This is a genomic window from Pseudarthrobacter naphthalenicus (genome assembly GCF_029076445.1).
Lineage (GTDB): Bacteria > Actinomycetota > Actinomycetes > Actinomycetales > Micrococcaceae > Arthrobacter > Arthrobacter naphthalenicus.
The window spans coordinates 1-14,996 of sequence record NZ_JARESG010000040.1 but is presented as its reverse complement, the minus strand read 5'-3'; the positions used below and the strand labels follow the sequence as shown (position 1 = coordinate 14,996).

The window sequence follows — 14,996 nt, the reverse complement described above, 5'->3', positions numbered from 1 at the left end:
AGGCGGGCAGCCTCCCGCCGATACTCCGGGGTGAATTTTCGTCGTGTCGTGCTCACAAGAACACCTTCCCGCAGAATCCAAGGATCCCGCTACTTCAGGTGTCCATCAACAGAGGTTAACCCCAGAGAGCGTCGGGGGGAGTGGGGGGAGACGGGGGGAGGGGAGAGGCGGGGTTAGAACTCGTGACGGTTGGCCAGCACCGGGAGCTGTTGGCGGGCTTCCTTGACCACTGCAGGGTCCAGGTCGGCGAAGAGCAGCCCGGGGGCGCCGTCGAGCTCTTCCAGTACCTCCCCAAAGGGCGAGACGACGGCGGAGTGCCCCACACCGGTGGGCGCGCCGGCCTTGGCCGGAACTCCCTGGCTGACCGGATCACCCTGCCCGCAGGCGAGGACGTAGGTGGTGGAATCCAGCGCCCGGGCACGCGCCAGGAGCTGCCACTGGTCCACCTTGCCGGGTCCGGAGCCCCAGGACGCGCAGACGATGTTGGCATCCGCGCCCAGATCGGCGTTGGCCAGGAACAGCGCCGGGAACCGGATGTCGTAGCAGGTGGCAAGCCCGAAGGTCAGGCCGCCCGCCGCGAACGTTACAGGTTCCGTGCCCGCGTCCACGGTGTCCGATTCCAGGAAACCGAAGGCGTCGAAAAGGTGGACTTTGTCGTAGCTGGTTTCCACTCCGGGCCCTGTTGCGAGCAGCGTGTTGCGAACCTTTCCCGCAGCGCCGGGAGTGAACATGCCTGCCACCACCACGATCTCCAGGGAGGCCGCCACGCTCCGAACGTGCGAGGCCCACGGCCCGGTCAAAGGTTCGGCAATGTCATGCAGCGAGTTTCCGAATGCCCGCATGGATGCCTCCGGGAACACCACCAGGTCCGCGCCACCAGCCTTGGCCTTGTGAGCCTGCTGCTCGAGGGCGGACAGGTTGGCGGCCACGTCCCGGCCGCTGATGATCTGAGCCAAGGCAATCCGCACTGTGTACCTCCGTGTTGACGTCTCCCTCCAGTATGCAACGTCACACGGCCCCCGGGTGCACAGGCCGGCGGTGGGCGGCCGGTGACACAAACACATCAATGCAGCTGAAACGGCACTGGCCGCTACCATTGACGTGATGGTTATGCCGCTTTTTGACACTGCTTCCACCATGGATGCCTCTTCGGCTCATCCACTCGGTGTTACTGTGCCGCGCCCCGGGGTCGGTCCGGACAGTGCGCTGCCGTCCAGCGCCAATGTTGCTGTCTATGCGCCGGGAGTTGAAAACCTCGAGATTGTCTACAAAGCCCCGGGCATTGCGTGGCGCAGGCAGCTCCTTCCCAACGTCACCCACGGCGTCCACCACGGCATTGTGGAGGACTTTCCTTACGGCTCGCGCTACGGGTTCCGTGCGGCCCCCACTTCCGAGGCGTTGCCGCTGTCCTTTCCCATGCTGGACCTGGACGACGACGCCGGGCAGCCGCTGCTGCTCGATCCTTACGGCCGCGCCGTGGATCAGCACGAGGGATTCCTGGCGAGTGTGCGGATGGCTGCCGATTTTGACTGGGGAGCCGATCAGCGGCCCAGGCTGCACTGGCGGAACACCATCGTCTACGAGGCGCACGTGCGTGGCCAGACCATGCTGCACCCCGATGTTCCCGAGGAACTGCGCGGAACGTATGCAGGCATGGCCCACCCTGCCATCATCGAACACTTCAAGAGCCTGGGCATCACCTCGATTCAACTGCTCCCGGTGCACTTCCACCTCGATGAGATGCATCTGCAGGACCTGGGGCTGACCAACTACTGGGGGTACAACACCGCTGCGTTCTTCGCGCCGCACCCGGGCTATGCCACCAAATCTGCCCAGGAAGCCGGCCCGCAGGCGGTCCAGGACGAATTCAAGGGCATGGTCAAGCTGCTCCACGCGGCCGGGCTGGAAGTGATCCTTGACGTGGTCTATAACCACACTGCCGAGGGCGGCCCCGACGGGCCGACCATCAGCTTCCGCGGGCTTGGCGAGAAAACGTATTACCGAACCGATGGCCACGGCAAATACCTGGACACGACCGGTTGCGGGAACAGCTTGAATTTTGGCCACCCCCGGGTTGTCCAGCTGGTCCTGGATTCCCTCCGGTACTGGGTGGACGAGTTTCACATCGATGGTTTCCGCTTTGACCTCGCCGTGACACTGTGCCGGAATGCAGACAACGAATTTGATCCCCACCACCCGTTCCTGGTGGCCGTCGCGGCTGATCCGGTGTTGTCGGATGTGAAACTTATTTCCGAACCATGGGACGTGGGCTACGGCGGTTGGCAGACCGGCCGGTTCCCTGCCGGCTGGGTTGACTGGAACGATCACTTCCGCGACGGGGTCCGTAGTTTCTGGCTCGCTGACCGGGCAGCCATCGAGTCCGGCGGTCAGGGCGGCTCCGTCGCCCGGCTGGCTGATGCCCTGTCCGGCTCGGCCGGGCTGTTTGAAGCCTCGGGCCGTTCCAGGCTGGCCTCCCTCAACTTCGTTACCTCCCACGACGGCTTCACCCTTCACGATCTGGTCTCCTTCGACCGCAAGCACAACGAGGATAACGGCGAGCAGAACCGGGACGGCCACGGGGACAACCGCAGCTACAATCACGGTTTCGAAGGCCCCACCGAAGACGAAACGATCCTGGCCCAGCGGGCCCAGTCCCGGCGCAACCTCATGGCTTCGATGCTGATTTCCCTTGGCGTTCCCATGATCACTGCCGGCGACGAACTGGCGCGCACCCAGCAGGGAAACAACAATGCCTACTGCCAGGACAACCCCCTGACGTGGATCGACTGGACGCGCACGCCGGAATCCCATGAGATGCTCCGCAGCACCAAGCGTTTTATCCGGCTGCGCAAGGAGTTCCTGGCCGGCCAGCCGCACGATTTCCCGGCCCGGGACGAGCAGTCCTACCTTCACTGGTTCGACCACGCCGGCCAGCCGATGTCCATGGAGCGGTGGAACGATCCCCGCCACCGGGTCATGCAGCTCCTGCTGGGCTCTGACGACGGCACCCTGGCAGGCCTCGTGGTGGTCAACGGCAGCACTTCCGACGTCAAGATCACCCTCCCGGAAGTGACCAACGACGACGGCACGCCCCGCCGGATGTTCGAACTGCGGCTCACCACCTCGCCACTGCACGAGATCCGCCAGGGCGTCCGCGTGGCATCCGGGGAGACCGACCTCATTGAGGCAAACTCGATCAACATCTACCGCACGTAGCTGCGGAGGGGACAAGAATGCGCAACCGCTCTGCCGTTGCCCTGGTGCTGACTGGACTGGTGGCCATTGCACTGTTCGCCCTGGGCGGCACAGGGCTCTTTGACTCCCTGACGGGAAGCCCGACGCCGGCGGCAAGCTCTGGCGCAACCTCTGGTTCGGAGCCTCCCGTACCTGGCCCTGCTGAAGGTTCGAGGTCCGCGGCGGTCCCCGCCAACCCTTCGGGCCTGCCGGCGATCAGCGAGTCCGCGCTCCCGGCCGAGGCCCGCAGGACCCTCGCGCTGATCCGCAAGGGCGGCCCGTACCCGTACAGCCAGGATGACCAGACTTTCGGCAACTTTGAGCGAATCCTCCCGCGCAAGGCTTCGGGCTACTACCGCGAATACACCGTTCCCACCCCGGGAGCACCGGACCGCGGAGCCCGCCGGATCATTGCGGGCGGCGGGGGAGAAAAGTACTACACGCAGGACCACTACGACTCGTTCAAATTCATCGCAGAAGGCAGCTGAACCCCGTTATGAAGATCTATTCCGCCGATACGTGGACCATGGAAGAACTGCAGGAGCAGGTGGCCGACGCCGGTCGCCGCTGCCTGCGGGTCCCTGCCGCGGACAGCAAACGGGCGGTGCTGGAAACTTTCGGTGAGGTGCTGGGCTTCCCCGAGCACTACGGAGTGAACCTGGACGCGCTGAACGATTCACTCCACGACTTTGCGGACAGCATCAGCGAGAACGGCAACGCCCCGGTCACCCTCCTCTGGCAGGTCGCCGCGGCATTCCGCGGCGACCGTTCCTTCGGGATCATCTGCGAGATCCTTCAGGATGCCGAGAGCTACGCCGGTAATGACCTGAGGGTCACCGCCGTCCTTCTTTAGGTACTAGGCGTTGACGATCAGCCCCAGCTCGGCCTTCGACGCCAACGCCTCATGCCGGGGCAGGACGCGGACCGTGTAACCAAACGGTCCGGAGCGATCGATCACCAGGGAGCCGCTGAACAGGTGGCGGCCGCCGCCCAGGTCTTCCTTGGGCTGCAGCTCCATCATGGTCACATCGGTCAGGTTGTCGCTTTCCTCGGCGCGTCCGTAGGCGACCTCCACGGAGACGTCGTCCGGTGTCAGGGTGGTCAACGCAACATACGCGTTCACCTGCAGGGTGTCACCGATCTGCGGGTCCTCAGAAACGCCCACGGAGTCGACATGCTCCACGTGCAGCATCGGCCAGGCTGCGCGCACCTGGGCGGTCCAGGCTGCCAGCGAGCGTGCCTGCGCATAGGAGTCCGCCACTGCCTTGCGTCCGGCCTCGGCAGCCGGGCGGTACAGGATGTTGACATAGTCGTGCAGCATCCTGTCTGCCGACACTGCCGGGCCCAGGTGAGTCAGGGTGTGTTTGATCATGGAAACCCAGTGCGTGGGGACCTTCTCGGTGCTGCTGCTGGACGGGCCTGCGGCGCCTGCGCTGTCGGACACGGTGCTGCCGTAGAAGCGGGGCGCCACCTGGGTCTCCAGGAGCTCGTACAGCGCGGCAGCCTCAATGTCGTCGCGCTCCTCGGGGGACGCGTCATTGTTGGCGGTGGGGATCGCCCAGCCGTTTTCGCCGTCGTACATCTCATCCCACCAGCCATCCATCACCGAGAGGTTCAGCGAACCGTTGATGGCCGCCTTCATGCCCGAGGTGCCGCAGGCTTCCAAGGGACGCAGCGGGTTGTTCAGCCAGACGTCGCAGCCCGGGAACAGTGTCCTGGCCATGGCGATGTCGTAATTGGGGAGGAACGCAATCCGGTGGCGGACTTCGGGGTCGTCGGTAAACCGGACCAGGTCCTGGATCATCTTCTTGCCGGCGTCATCCGCGGGGTGGGACTTTCCGGCGATGACCAGCTGGATGGGGTGCTCCGGGTGCAGCAGCAGTGCCTTGAGCCGGTCCGGCTCACGCAGCATCAGGGTGAGCCGCTTGTAAGTGGGGACGCGGCGCGCGAAGCCGATGGTCAGCACGTCGGGGTCCAGCACGCTGTCCGTCCAGCGCAGTTCAGCGTCAGCGGCGCCGCGTTTCTTCCAGGCGGCCCGGAGGCGGCGGCGGACATCATCCACCAGGGCGGAACGCATTTCCCGGCGGAGCGCCCACACGTCGGCGTCGGGAACGTTGTAGGCCAGGTCCCAGCGTCCCTGGCTTTCGGCCTCCGGGCCGAACTGTTTCCGGGCCAGCTGGGAGATGCGGCTGTCAACCCACGTGGGCACGTGGACGCCGTTGGTGACGGACGTGATGGGCACCTCGGAGTGGTCGAAACCCGGCCACAGCGCCGAGAACATCCCGCGGGACACCTCGCCGTGCAGTTTTGCCACACCGTTGGCCCGCTGGGCCAGGCGGAGCCCCATGACCGCCATGTTGAAGACTGCCGGGTTGCCGTTGGCGTAGTTTTCGCGGCCGAGCTCCAGGATCCTGTCCACGGGCACGGCAGGCGCCAGCCCGGCTTGGAAGAAGTGCTGGATCTGGGCGATCTCAAAGCGGTCGATCCCGGCGGGAACGGGGGTGTGGGTGGTGAAGACCGTGGACGCCCGGCCGGCGGCAAGCGCCTCGTCGAACGTCAGGGCCGCGTCCCCGGACATGAGCTCCTGGATCCGTTCGATCCCGAGGAAACCGGCATGGCCTTCATTGGTGTGGAACACCTCAGGGGCGGGTGTTCCCGTGAGCCGCTGGTAAGCGCGCAGCGCCTTCACGCCGCCCATGCCCAGCAGGAGTTCCTGCTGCAGCCGGTGGTCCCCGCCTCCGCCGTAAAGCCGATCGGTCACCCCGCGTGCGGCGTCGTCATTGCCTGGCACGTTGGAATCCAGCAGCAGCAACGGAACACGTCCGACATCGGCACGCCAGATGTGTGCCAGGAGCCGCCTGCCGTTGGGCAGCGGCAGGGTGATCTGGAGCGGCCGGCCGTTGCCGTCGGGAGATGGCTCGCGCAGCAGGGTCAGGGGCAGGCCGTCCGGATCGAGCACAGGATAGGTTTCCTGCTGCCAGGCATCACGGGACAGCGACTGCTTGAAATAGCCGGCCTGGTAGAGGAGCCCAACGCCGATGAGGGGCACGCCGAGGTCGGATGCCGCCTTGAGGTGGTCGCCGGCCAGGATGCCCAGGCCGCCGGAGTACTGCGGCAGGACCTCGGTGATACCAAATTCAGGCGAAAAATAGGCAATCGCGGCGGGCGCGTCGGCACCGAGTCCCTGATACCAGCGAGGCTCGTCAAGGTAGCGGTCAAGGTCCTCAGCGGCGGCCCGCACGCGTCCCACCACGGACTGGTCCGCGGCCAGGGCCTGGAACTCCTCGCGGCTGACCCGGCCCAGGAAGCTGACCGGATCCTGCTCGCTTTCCTCCCATTTCCGCGGGTTCAGGCTGGCGAAAAGTTCCCGCGTGGGCCGGTGCCAGGACCAACGCAGGTTGGTCGCGAGCCGGACCAGCGGCCGGATCGGTTCGGGGAGGACGGTTCTGACGGTAAATCTGCGGATAGCCTTCACCTGCGCCACACTAACCGACAACCTCAACAGCTGGAACTGCTTTGGCCTTCTTTTAGGTAAATGACAGTTGACGCCATGGATAAGACGAATCGCCGCGATAAAAAACCACGCAGGCTTAGCTATCTCGCCCATTTCTCGCTAACGTCGAGCATGTGACGACTAACCTAGGAACCACCGCCGCCTCCAAGAAAAAGCCGAAAGGCAAAATCACCGACGGCCTCACGTTCGGCCGTTTTCCGATCACCGCCGTAGAGCCTGTGGTTGAGGGTGGAAAGTACCCTGCCAAAGCTCTGCCGGGCGAAGGAATCGTTGTCGGTGCCACCGCATTCCGGGAAGGGCATGACCAACTCGGCGTCAGCGCAGTCCTCCTGGACCCGCGCGGAAAGGAACGCCAGCGCATCCGGCTGGCGCCGCCCAGGGGGGAACGCGGCCTCGGCACCGATCGCTGGGAGGGCGTGCTCACGCCGTCGGCCGTTGGAAACTGGACGTTCTTCATTGAGGCCTGGCACGACCGCTATGGCACCTGGCACCACAACGCCGAAGTCAAAGTGGCCGCGGGCATCGACGTCGAACTGATGCTCGCCGAAGGCGAGGCACTCCTCGCGGACGCGGCCGACGACGTCTCCCGCAACGCATCGGACCGGCGCACCCTGCGCATGGCTGCTTCGATCCTGGGCAACGCCTCCCTGACGGCCGAGGAGCGCCTCGCGGGCGGTTTCAATGCCGATGTGGCCGCCGTCGTGGACCGCCAGCCGATCCGGGAACTGGTCACCGCCTCCCAGCAGTTCCCGCTGCTCGTTGAGCGGGACCTTGCCGGCCGCGGGGCCTGGTACGAGTTCTTCCCCCGCTCCGAAGGTGCCGTGCGGGACCACACCACCGGGGCCTGGACCTCCGGAAACTTCCGGACGGCAGCCAGGCGGCTCGACGCGGTGGCGGCCATGGGCTTCGACGTCATCTACATGCCGCCGATCCACCCGATCGGCATCCAGCACCGCAAGGGGCCGAACAACACGCTCATCGCCGGCCCGCACGATCCCGGCTCGCCCTGGGCCATCGGCGCCAAAGAAGGCGGCCATGACGCCATCCACCCGGACCTGGGCAGCTTCGAGGACTTCGACGCATTTGTGGCCCGCGCCAACGAACTGGGCCTCGAGGTCGCCCTCGACCTTGCCCTGCAGGCCGCCCCGGACCATCCGTGGGTTGAATCGCACCCGGAATGGTTCACCACGCGGGTGGACGGCAGCATCGCCTACGCGGAGAACCCGCCCAAGAAGTACCAGGACATTTTCCCGCTCAACTTCGACAATGATCCCGAGGGGCTCGCCAAGGAGATCCTGCGCATTGTTCAGTTGTGGGTCAGCCACGGCGTCCGGATCTTCCGGGTGGACAACCCGCACACCAAGCCGGTGTGGTTCTGGGAGTGGCTCATCGCCCAGGTCAACAAAAAGACACCCGGCGTGGTGTTCCTTGCGGAGGCATTCACCCGCCCCGCGATGATGCACGCCCTGGGCCGGGCAGGATTCCAGCAGTCCTACACCTACTTCACCTGGCGGAACACCAAGACGGAACTGGAGACCTACTTCACCGAGGTCAGCCACGAGTCGGCAGCGTATTTCCGGCCCAACTTCTTCGTCAACACCCCGGACATCCTCACCGAATACCTCCAGTTCGGCGGTCCGGCCGCGTTCAAGATCCGTGCGGCACTGGCTTCCACCGCCAGCCCCCTGTGGGGGGTTTATGCCGGCTACGAACTTTATGAGCACGTTGCGCGCCCCGGTGCGGAGGAGTACATCGACAATGAAAAGTTCGAGTACAAGGCCCGCGACTGGGATGCGGCTGCGGAATCCGGCCGTACGCTCGCGCCGTACCTGACCAGGCTCAACAGCATCAGGCACGCGCATCCGGCGCTCCAGGACCTGCAGAACCTGACCGTCCACCAAAGCACCGATGACGCCACAGTGGTCTACTCCAAGCACAAAAACCTGCCGGATGGCACCAAGGACACCATCATCGTGGTGGTCAACGTGGATCCGCACGGTACCAGGGAGAGTACCGTCTCGCTGGATCTCGCCGCCCTGGAACTTGACCCCGAGGACCTGACCCACAACGGCGGGTTCCGGGTGGAGGACCTCATCACCGGCGAAACCTGGGAGTGGGGCGAATACAACTACGTCCGCCTGGACGCGCACGTCGAACCCGCACACATCCTTAGCGTCAGGAGAGCGCATCAGTGAGTTTTAACCCGCAGAGTTCCAGCCAGCATTTCACCCCCAGAAGCACGTTTGAACTAAACGCACCGGGCCTGGCCCACGATCCTCTGTGGTACCGGAAGGCCGTGTTTTACGAAGTGCTTGTCAGGGCGTTTGCGGATGCCAACGGGGACGGCTCAGGCGATTTTTCGGGCCTCATTGACCGGCTGGACTACCTGCAGTGGCTCGGGGTGGACTGCCTCTGGCTGCCGCCGTTCTTCCAGTCGCCCCTGCGGGACGGCGGCTACGACATCTCGGACTACAACTCCGTGCTGGACGAGTTCGGGACCATCAGCGACTTCAAACGGCTGGTTGCCGAAGCCCATGCCCGCGGTGTGCGCGTCATCATCGACTTGCCCCTGAACCACACATCGGACCAGCACCCGTGGTTCCAGGAATCGCGGAAGGACCCCGAGGGCCCGTTCGGCGATTTCTACGTGTGGAGCGATACTGACGAGAAGTATCAGGATGCCCGCATTATTTTTGTGGACACGGAGGAGTCCAACTGGACCTTCGATCCCATCCGTCGCCAGTTCTTCTGGCACCGCTTCTTCAGTCACCAGCCGGATCTGAACTTCGAAAACCCGCGGGTGATCGAAGCGCTTTTTGACGTAGTGCGGTTCTGGCTTGACCAGGGCATTGACGGCTTCCGGGCCGACGCGATTCCGTACCTCTTTGAAGAAGAGGGGACAAACTGCGAAAACCTCCCCGCGACCCACGACTTCCTGCGCAAGCTGCGGGCCATGGTGGACGAAAGCTACCCGGGACGTGTCATTATCGCCGAGGCCAACCAGCCGCCCAACGAGGTGGTGGAGTACTTCGGGACAGCCGAAGAGCCGGAGTGCCATATGGCCTTCCACTTCCCCATCATGCCGCGGCTCTACTACGCCCTGCGCGACCAGAAGGCCGCTCCCATCATCGAGACGATGCAGGATACTCCGGAGATTCCCGAAGGGGCCCAATGGGGGACGTTCCTGCGGAACCACGATGAGCTGACCCTGGAGATGGTCACTGCCGACGAGCGCGCCGCCATGCTGGGCTGGTACGCCCCGGACCCGCGGATGCGGGCCAACATCGGTATCCGACGCCGGTTGGCGCCCCTGCTGGATAACTCCCGTGCGGAGATCGAACTGATCAACGCCCTGCTCCTGTCCCTGCCCGGCAGCCCGTTCCTGTACTACGGCGACGAGATCGGCATGGGCGACAACATCTGGCTCGAGGACCGCGACGCCGTCCGCACGCCGATGCAGTGGAACCCGGACCGCAACGCCGGCTTCTCCCACGCCGACCCCGGCAAGCTGTACCTGCCGGTCATCCAGTCGCTGGTGTACAACTACGGCATGGCGAACGTTGAGGCCGAAGCCGCGCACTCCGGATCGCTGCTTCGCTGGACCCGCCAGATCCTGAGCGTCCGGAAGAACCACCCGGCGTTCGGCCTCGGCAGCTTCAAGCACGTCGAAGCCGACCATGACGCCGTGGTGTCCTATCTTCGGGAACTGGGGGACGACAACGCGGCCGGGGAACCCGGTGAAGTCATTCTGTGCGCGTTCAACCTGTCCCAGCACCCGGTTGCGGCGAAACTGCGGATTCCGCAGTATGCCGGGCGCGGCCTCCGCGATGTGTTTGGCGGCCAGCCCTTTCCCGGAATCGATGACGACGGATCCCTGACCCTGACGCTGGGAAGCCACGACTTCTTCTGGCTGCGGGTGCGTTCGGCAGCATCGAATCCGGCTTCACCGCAGACGCAGGCGCTGCCTATTCTGTCCATCGAGAACTGATATGACTCAGCCAACTCTCACGGCCGCGTTGAGCTCAATCCTGCAGGAATGGCTCCCGCGCCAGCGCTGGTTCCCGGTCAAGTCAGGCGATTTTTCGTTGGAGCAGGCGGGCGGCCTGGGTCTGGCGGATACAGCCGGGCAGGCCCGTCTGGAGGTCTTCCTGCTGGCCGTTTCTTCCCGGTCAGCCGACGGCGGACAGCGCACGGATGTGGTCCAGGTGCCTTTGAGTTTCCGGGACTCGCCGCTGTCCGGCGGTGAAGGCGCTGTTGTGGGCCGGGCCCCGGAGGCGGGCATGGCATGGATTTACGACGCCGTGCACGACCCCTCCTTTGTCTCCGCCTGGCTGGAGCTGATCCGCTCGGAGTCGGCCTCCCGCGCAGGTAAGGCGACCGGCCACCGGACGTCCTCGACCCACCGCCTTCCCACGGCGCACGGCATGGTCAAAGTCCTTTCCGGTGAGCAGTCCAACAGTTCCGTGATCGTTGACGACGGCGAGTCCGCGGCAATCGTCAAATTCTTCCGGGTGCTCTCCGAGGGCACCAATCCGGAAGTCGAGGTGGGGGCGGCCCTGACCGCTGAGGGAACGTCCGAGGTTCCCGCCACGCTGGGCTGGGTGCGGGGCGAGTGGCAGCTGCCGGGGGCGACCGTGCAGGCTCCCCGGCCGGCACGCGGCGAACTGGCCGTCGCGCACGAATTCCTCGCCGGCGGCCGCGACGCCTGGCGCCTCGCCGTGGATGCCGCCCGGAGCGGAGCTGACTTCACAGCGGAGGCACGGGCCCTGGGGACGGCTACGGCCACCGTCCACCAGCGGCTGGCTGCCGCTTTTGGAACCTCCGTTGAAGCTGTCCCGGGCCACGTCATCGCGCCCGGAGTAGCCCAGCGGGTGCGTCAGGCGTGGGCGGAAGCCGCTGCCGCCGTCGGGCCCTACGATCAGGAGCTTCAGGCACTGCTGGACGCGCTCCAGGGCGTGGAGGCCGGTCCCCTGCAGCGGATCCACGGGGACCTTCACCTCGGGCAGATCCTGCAGGTGCCCGGGCCGGGCAGCGAACCCGGCCGCTGGGCCATCCTCGATTTTGAAGGCGAGCCCCTCCGGCCCATCTCGGAACGCAATTTCCCCGACGTCCCGCTCCGCGACGTTGTGGGCATGCTTCGTTCCTTCGACTACGCGGCCGGCGCGGCTGAACGGGAGTACCAGGGGGCCAATGTTCCCGACTCCTGGGTGGATGACTGCTCTGACGCGTTCCTCGAGGGATATGCCGCCGTCACGCCCGGCACCATCGACCGTGACTCCCCGCTCTTTGTGGCATTGTGGCTGGACAAAGCCCTCTACGAAGTTGTTTACGAATTGCGGAACAGACCTGACTGGCTGGCCATTCCAACGAATGCGTCCAGACGGCTCCTCAGCGTTAAAGGCTCCGGCGATCATGCCCGGGCAGCATCGGAAGGTATCAACATGACAGGTTCAGCACCAACAGACAGGCCGAGTGTGCCGCTTCACGTGGACCCGGATACTTTGGGCCAGGTGGCCAACGGCGAGCACCATGCCCCGCACTCCGTGCTCGGCGCCCACTTGGACAACCATGGCCACGTCACGGTCCGGACGGTCAAGCACCTGGCGGAATCGGTCAACGTGGTAACCGCCGCCGGTTCCGTTCCCATGACCCACGAAGCCCACGGCGTCTGGGTAGCGGTCATGGAACCGCTCCAGGCCGGCCACGTGCCCGACTACCGCCTCGAAGTTACCTATGCCGGGGCCGAACCCGTGACCGTGGACGAGCCGTACCGGTACCTGCCCACCGTCGGGGAAGTGGACCTGCACCTGATCGGCGAGGGCCGGCACGAAAAGCTGTGGGAAGTCCTTGGTGCCCACGTCCAGCATTACAAGTCCTCCTTGGGAGACGTCGACGGCGTGTCCTTCGCCGTCTGGGCCCCGAACGCCCAGGCCGTCCGGGTCAAGGGCGACTTCAACGCCTGGGACGGCCGCGAAAATTCATTGCGCTCGCTCGGGTCCTCAGGGGTCTGGGAAGTCTTCGTTCCCGGCGTTCCAGCAGGGGCGTGCTACAAATTTGAGATCAAGACGAAGCACGGCAACTGGGTCGAAAAGGCTGATCCTCTGGCCTTTGGCACCGAAGTCCCGCCGCTGACGGCTTCGAGGGTGGTGGAGCCCTCCTACGCATTCAAGGACGCCGAGTGGATGGAGGCACGGGCCCAGAGGGACCCGCACAATTCCCCGATGAGCATCTACGAAGTCCACCTCGGATCATGGCGGCTCGGCCTTGGTTACCGCGAGCTCGCCACGGAACTGGTGGAGTACGTCAAATGGCTCGGCTTCACGCACGTGGAGTTCATGCCCGTGGCAGAACACCCCTTCGGCGGTTCCTGGGGCTACCAGGTGACGTCCTACTTTGCGCCGACCTCGCGCTTTGGCCACCCGGACGAATTCCGGTTCCTGGTGGACTCCCTGCACCAGGCCGGCATCGGTGTGCTCCTGGACTGGGTCCCGGCGCACTTCCCGAAGGACGCCTGGGCGCTCGCGCAGTTCGATGGCCAGCCGCTGTACGAGCACGCTGACCCGAACCTCGGCGAACACCCGGACTGGGGAACGCTGATCTTCGACTTCGGCCGCACCGAGGTGCGGAACTTCCTGGTAGCCAACGCGCTGTACTGGCTCGACGAGTTCCACATTGACGGCCTCCGCGTGGACGCCGTGGCTTCCATGCTGTACCTGGACTACTCGCGGGAAGACGGGCAGTGGTCGCCCAACCGTTTCGGTGGCCGTGAAAACCTCGAGGCCATCTCCTTCCTGCAGGAAGTCAATGCCACCGTCTACAAGACCCACCCGGGTGCGGTGATGATCGCCGAGGAGTCCACAGCTTTCCCGGGCGTGACCGCCCCGACAAGCCATGGCGGCCTGGGCTTTGGCTTGAAATGGAACATGGGCTGGATGCATGACTCCCTCAAGTACGTTGCCGAGGACCCGATCAACCGCAAGTGGCACCACGGGACGGTGACGTTCTCTCTGGTATACGCATTCACGGAGAACTTCCTGCTGCCCATCAGCCACGATGAGGTTGTGCACGGCAAGGGTTCCATGCTCCGGAAGATGCCGGGGGACCGCTGGCAGCAGTTGGCCAACCTGCGCGCCTTCAGCGCGTACCAGTGGGCCCACCCCGGCAAGCAGCTCATCTTCATGGGTACCGAGTTCGGCCAGGAAGCCGAATGGTCTGAACAGCACGGACTCGACTGGTACCTCGCCGACATTCCTGCCCACCGCGGGATGCAGCTGCTCACCAAGGACCTGAACGAGATTTACAGCGCGACGCCGGCCCTCTATGAGCGGGATAACGAACCGGGCGGTTTCCAGTGGATCAACGGTGGGGATGCGGACCACAACGTCCTGACGTTTATCCGTTGGGACAAGGACGGAAATCCGCTGGTTTGTGCCATCAACTTCTCCGGCGGCCCCCATGTGGGGTACCCGGTGGGTGTTCCCGCCGCAGGGGACTGGGTTGAGGTGCTTAATACCGACGCCGAGGCCTACGGCGGATCGGGTGTTCTCAACGCCGGCCCATTGACCGCCGCGGAGAAGGGGCGCGATGGGCAGCCGGCCACGTTGACGGTGACGCTGCCGCCCTTGGGTGCTGCCTACTTCAAGCCCGGCGCCCAGCCGGCTGTTGGGTAGCCCTCCGCGGCCCTCTCTATTGTGAAGCCGGTCTCTTAAGAGGCTGCGAAAATGCCCGGAATCCCTTGAGATTCCGGGCATTTTCGTTGGATGATGGAGAGGTAGCACAAGGCTGTCCCGGGATCGGGTGGCCAACCCTAAAATCTGGTGGTAGAGTTTATTTCCGCGCTGCTCCACGGAGTCAGACCGAAAAAGCCGACACGAAAGCCCTAGGGCGTTGAGAGTCGCGGATGCCGGTTTGACAAGAGTGAGACCAGCCGGTAAGTTTGAAAAGTTGCTCCGGAGCGATCCACGGCTGTGAAGTGCTGGTGGTGGTGCCGGGTGTGTCTGTTGTTTGAGAACTCAATAGTGTGCCAAGTTTGTTGATACCAATTTATTGTATTGAATTGGTTGAATTGGCCAGGCCTGTCCACCCCGTGGATGGGGTCTGGTTTTTACAGCTGGTTTCAAATTTTGCAGCCTTCTTCTTCCGTTATTTCCGGGGGTGTTGGTTGTTTTCTGTTTTTGTTTTACTTCAACGGAGAGTTTGATCCTGGCTCAGGATGAACGCTGGCGGCGTGCTTAACACATGCAAGTCG

At 64.5% G+C, this 14,996-nt stretch carries 8 protein-coding genes and 1 rRNA gene; 7 read left to right on the top strand and 2 right to left on the bottom strand.

All coding sequences use genetic code 11. From position 1 onward, the window contains the following. Positions 1-173: 173 nt before the first annotated feature. Positions 174-968 carry a carbon-nitrogen hydrolase family protein gene (locus tag PY310_RS20480; RefSeq protein WP_275216436.1) on the bottom strand — a complete coding sequence of 265 codons (795 nt, stop codon included), beginning with the start codon at positions 966-968 and terminating at the stop codon, positions 174-176. A 136-nt stretch (positions 969-1,104) separates the two neighbouring features. On the opposite strand from PY310_RS20480, the gene glgX reads away from it, so the two are divergent. From glgX to PY310_RS20465, 3 genes are read left to right on the top strand one after another with little or no spacing between them, the layout of a single operon-like run. Continuing rightward, on the top strand, positions 1,105-3,216 hold the full coding sequence (glgX, locus tag PY310_RS20475; protein WP_275216435.1) for a glycogen debranching protein GlgX: 2,112 nt from the start codon (positions 1,105-1,107) through the stop codon (positions 3,214-3,216). Between the two features lie 17 nt (positions 3,217-3,233). Further along, positions 3,234-3,722 carry a guanyl-specific ribonuclease gene (locus PY310_RS20470; protein ID WP_275216434.1) on the top strand — a complete coding sequence of 163 codons (489 nt, stop codon included), beginning with the start codon at positions 3,234-3,236 and terminating at the stop codon, positions 3,720-3,722. A gap of 8 nt (positions 3,723-3,730) precedes the next feature. Next, positions 3,731-4,087 carry a barstar family protein gene (locus PY310_RS20465; protein ID WP_275216433.1) on the top strand — a complete coding sequence of 119 codons (357 nt, stop codon included), beginning with the start codon at positions 3,731-3,733 and terminating at the stop codon, positions 4,085-4,087. Positions 4,088-4,090: 3 nt separating this feature from the next. Here the strand turns inward: PY310_RS20465 and glgP are convergent, their stop codons facing one another. Beyond that, the gene (gene glgP, locus PY310_RS20460; protein ID WP_275216431.1) at positions 4,091-6,709 is read right to left on the bottom strand and encodes an alpha-glucan family phosphorylase; all 2,619 of its coding nucleotides are present in this window, start codon (positions 6,707-6,709) and stop codon (positions 4,091-4,093) included. Positions 6,710-6,861: 152 nt separating this feature from the next. On the opposite strand from glgP, the gene PY310_RS20455 reads away from it, so the two are divergent. The 4 genes from PY310_RS20455 to PY310_RS20440 all read left to right on the top strand — a co-directional run. Then, on the top strand, positions 6,862-8,943 hold the full coding sequence (locus PY310_RS20455; RefSeq protein WP_275216429.1) for an alpha-1,4-glucan--maltose-1-phosphate maltosyltransferase: 2,082 nt from the start codon (positions 6,862-6,864) through the stop codon (positions 8,941-8,943). Next, a complete protein-coding gene (gene treS, locus PY310_RS20450) occupies positions 8,940-10,736 on the top strand; it encodes a maltose alpha-D-glucosyltransferase (RefSeq protein WP_275216428.1) in 1,797 nt (598 codons plus the stop codon). The genes PY310_RS20455 and treS overlap by 4 nt, the downstream gene beginning before the upstream one ends. 1 nt (position 10,737) lies before the next feature. Continuing rightward, a complete protein-coding gene (locus tag PY310_RS20445) occupies positions 10,738-14,418 on the top strand; it encodes a 1,4-alpha-glucan branching enzyme (protein ID WP_275216427.1) in 3,681 nt (1,226 codons plus the stop codon). Between the two features lie 514 nt (positions 14,419-14,932). Continuing rightward, positions 14,933-14,996: ribosomal RNA gene (locus tag PY310_RS20440) — 16S ribosomal RNA — on the top strand; the annotation flags it as partial.

Excerpts from the sequence above, each read along its gene's own strand:
- glgX (WP_275216435.1), top strand. The coding sequence starts at position 1,105 with ATGGTTATGCCGCTTTTTGACACTGCTTCCACCATGGATGCCTCTTCG.
- PY310_RS20470 (WP_275216434.1), top strand. The coding sequence starts at position 3,234 with ATGCGCAACCGCTCTGCCGTTGCCCTGGTGCTGACTGGACTGGTGGCC.
- PY310_RS20465 (WP_275216433.1), top strand. The coding sequence starts at position 3,731 with ATGAAGATCTATTCCGCCGATACGTGGACCATGGAAGAACTGCAGGAG.
- PY310_RS20445 (WP_275216427.1), top strand. The coding sequence starts at position 10,738 with ATGACTCAGCCAACTCTCACGGCCGCGTTGAGCTCAATCCTGCAGGAA.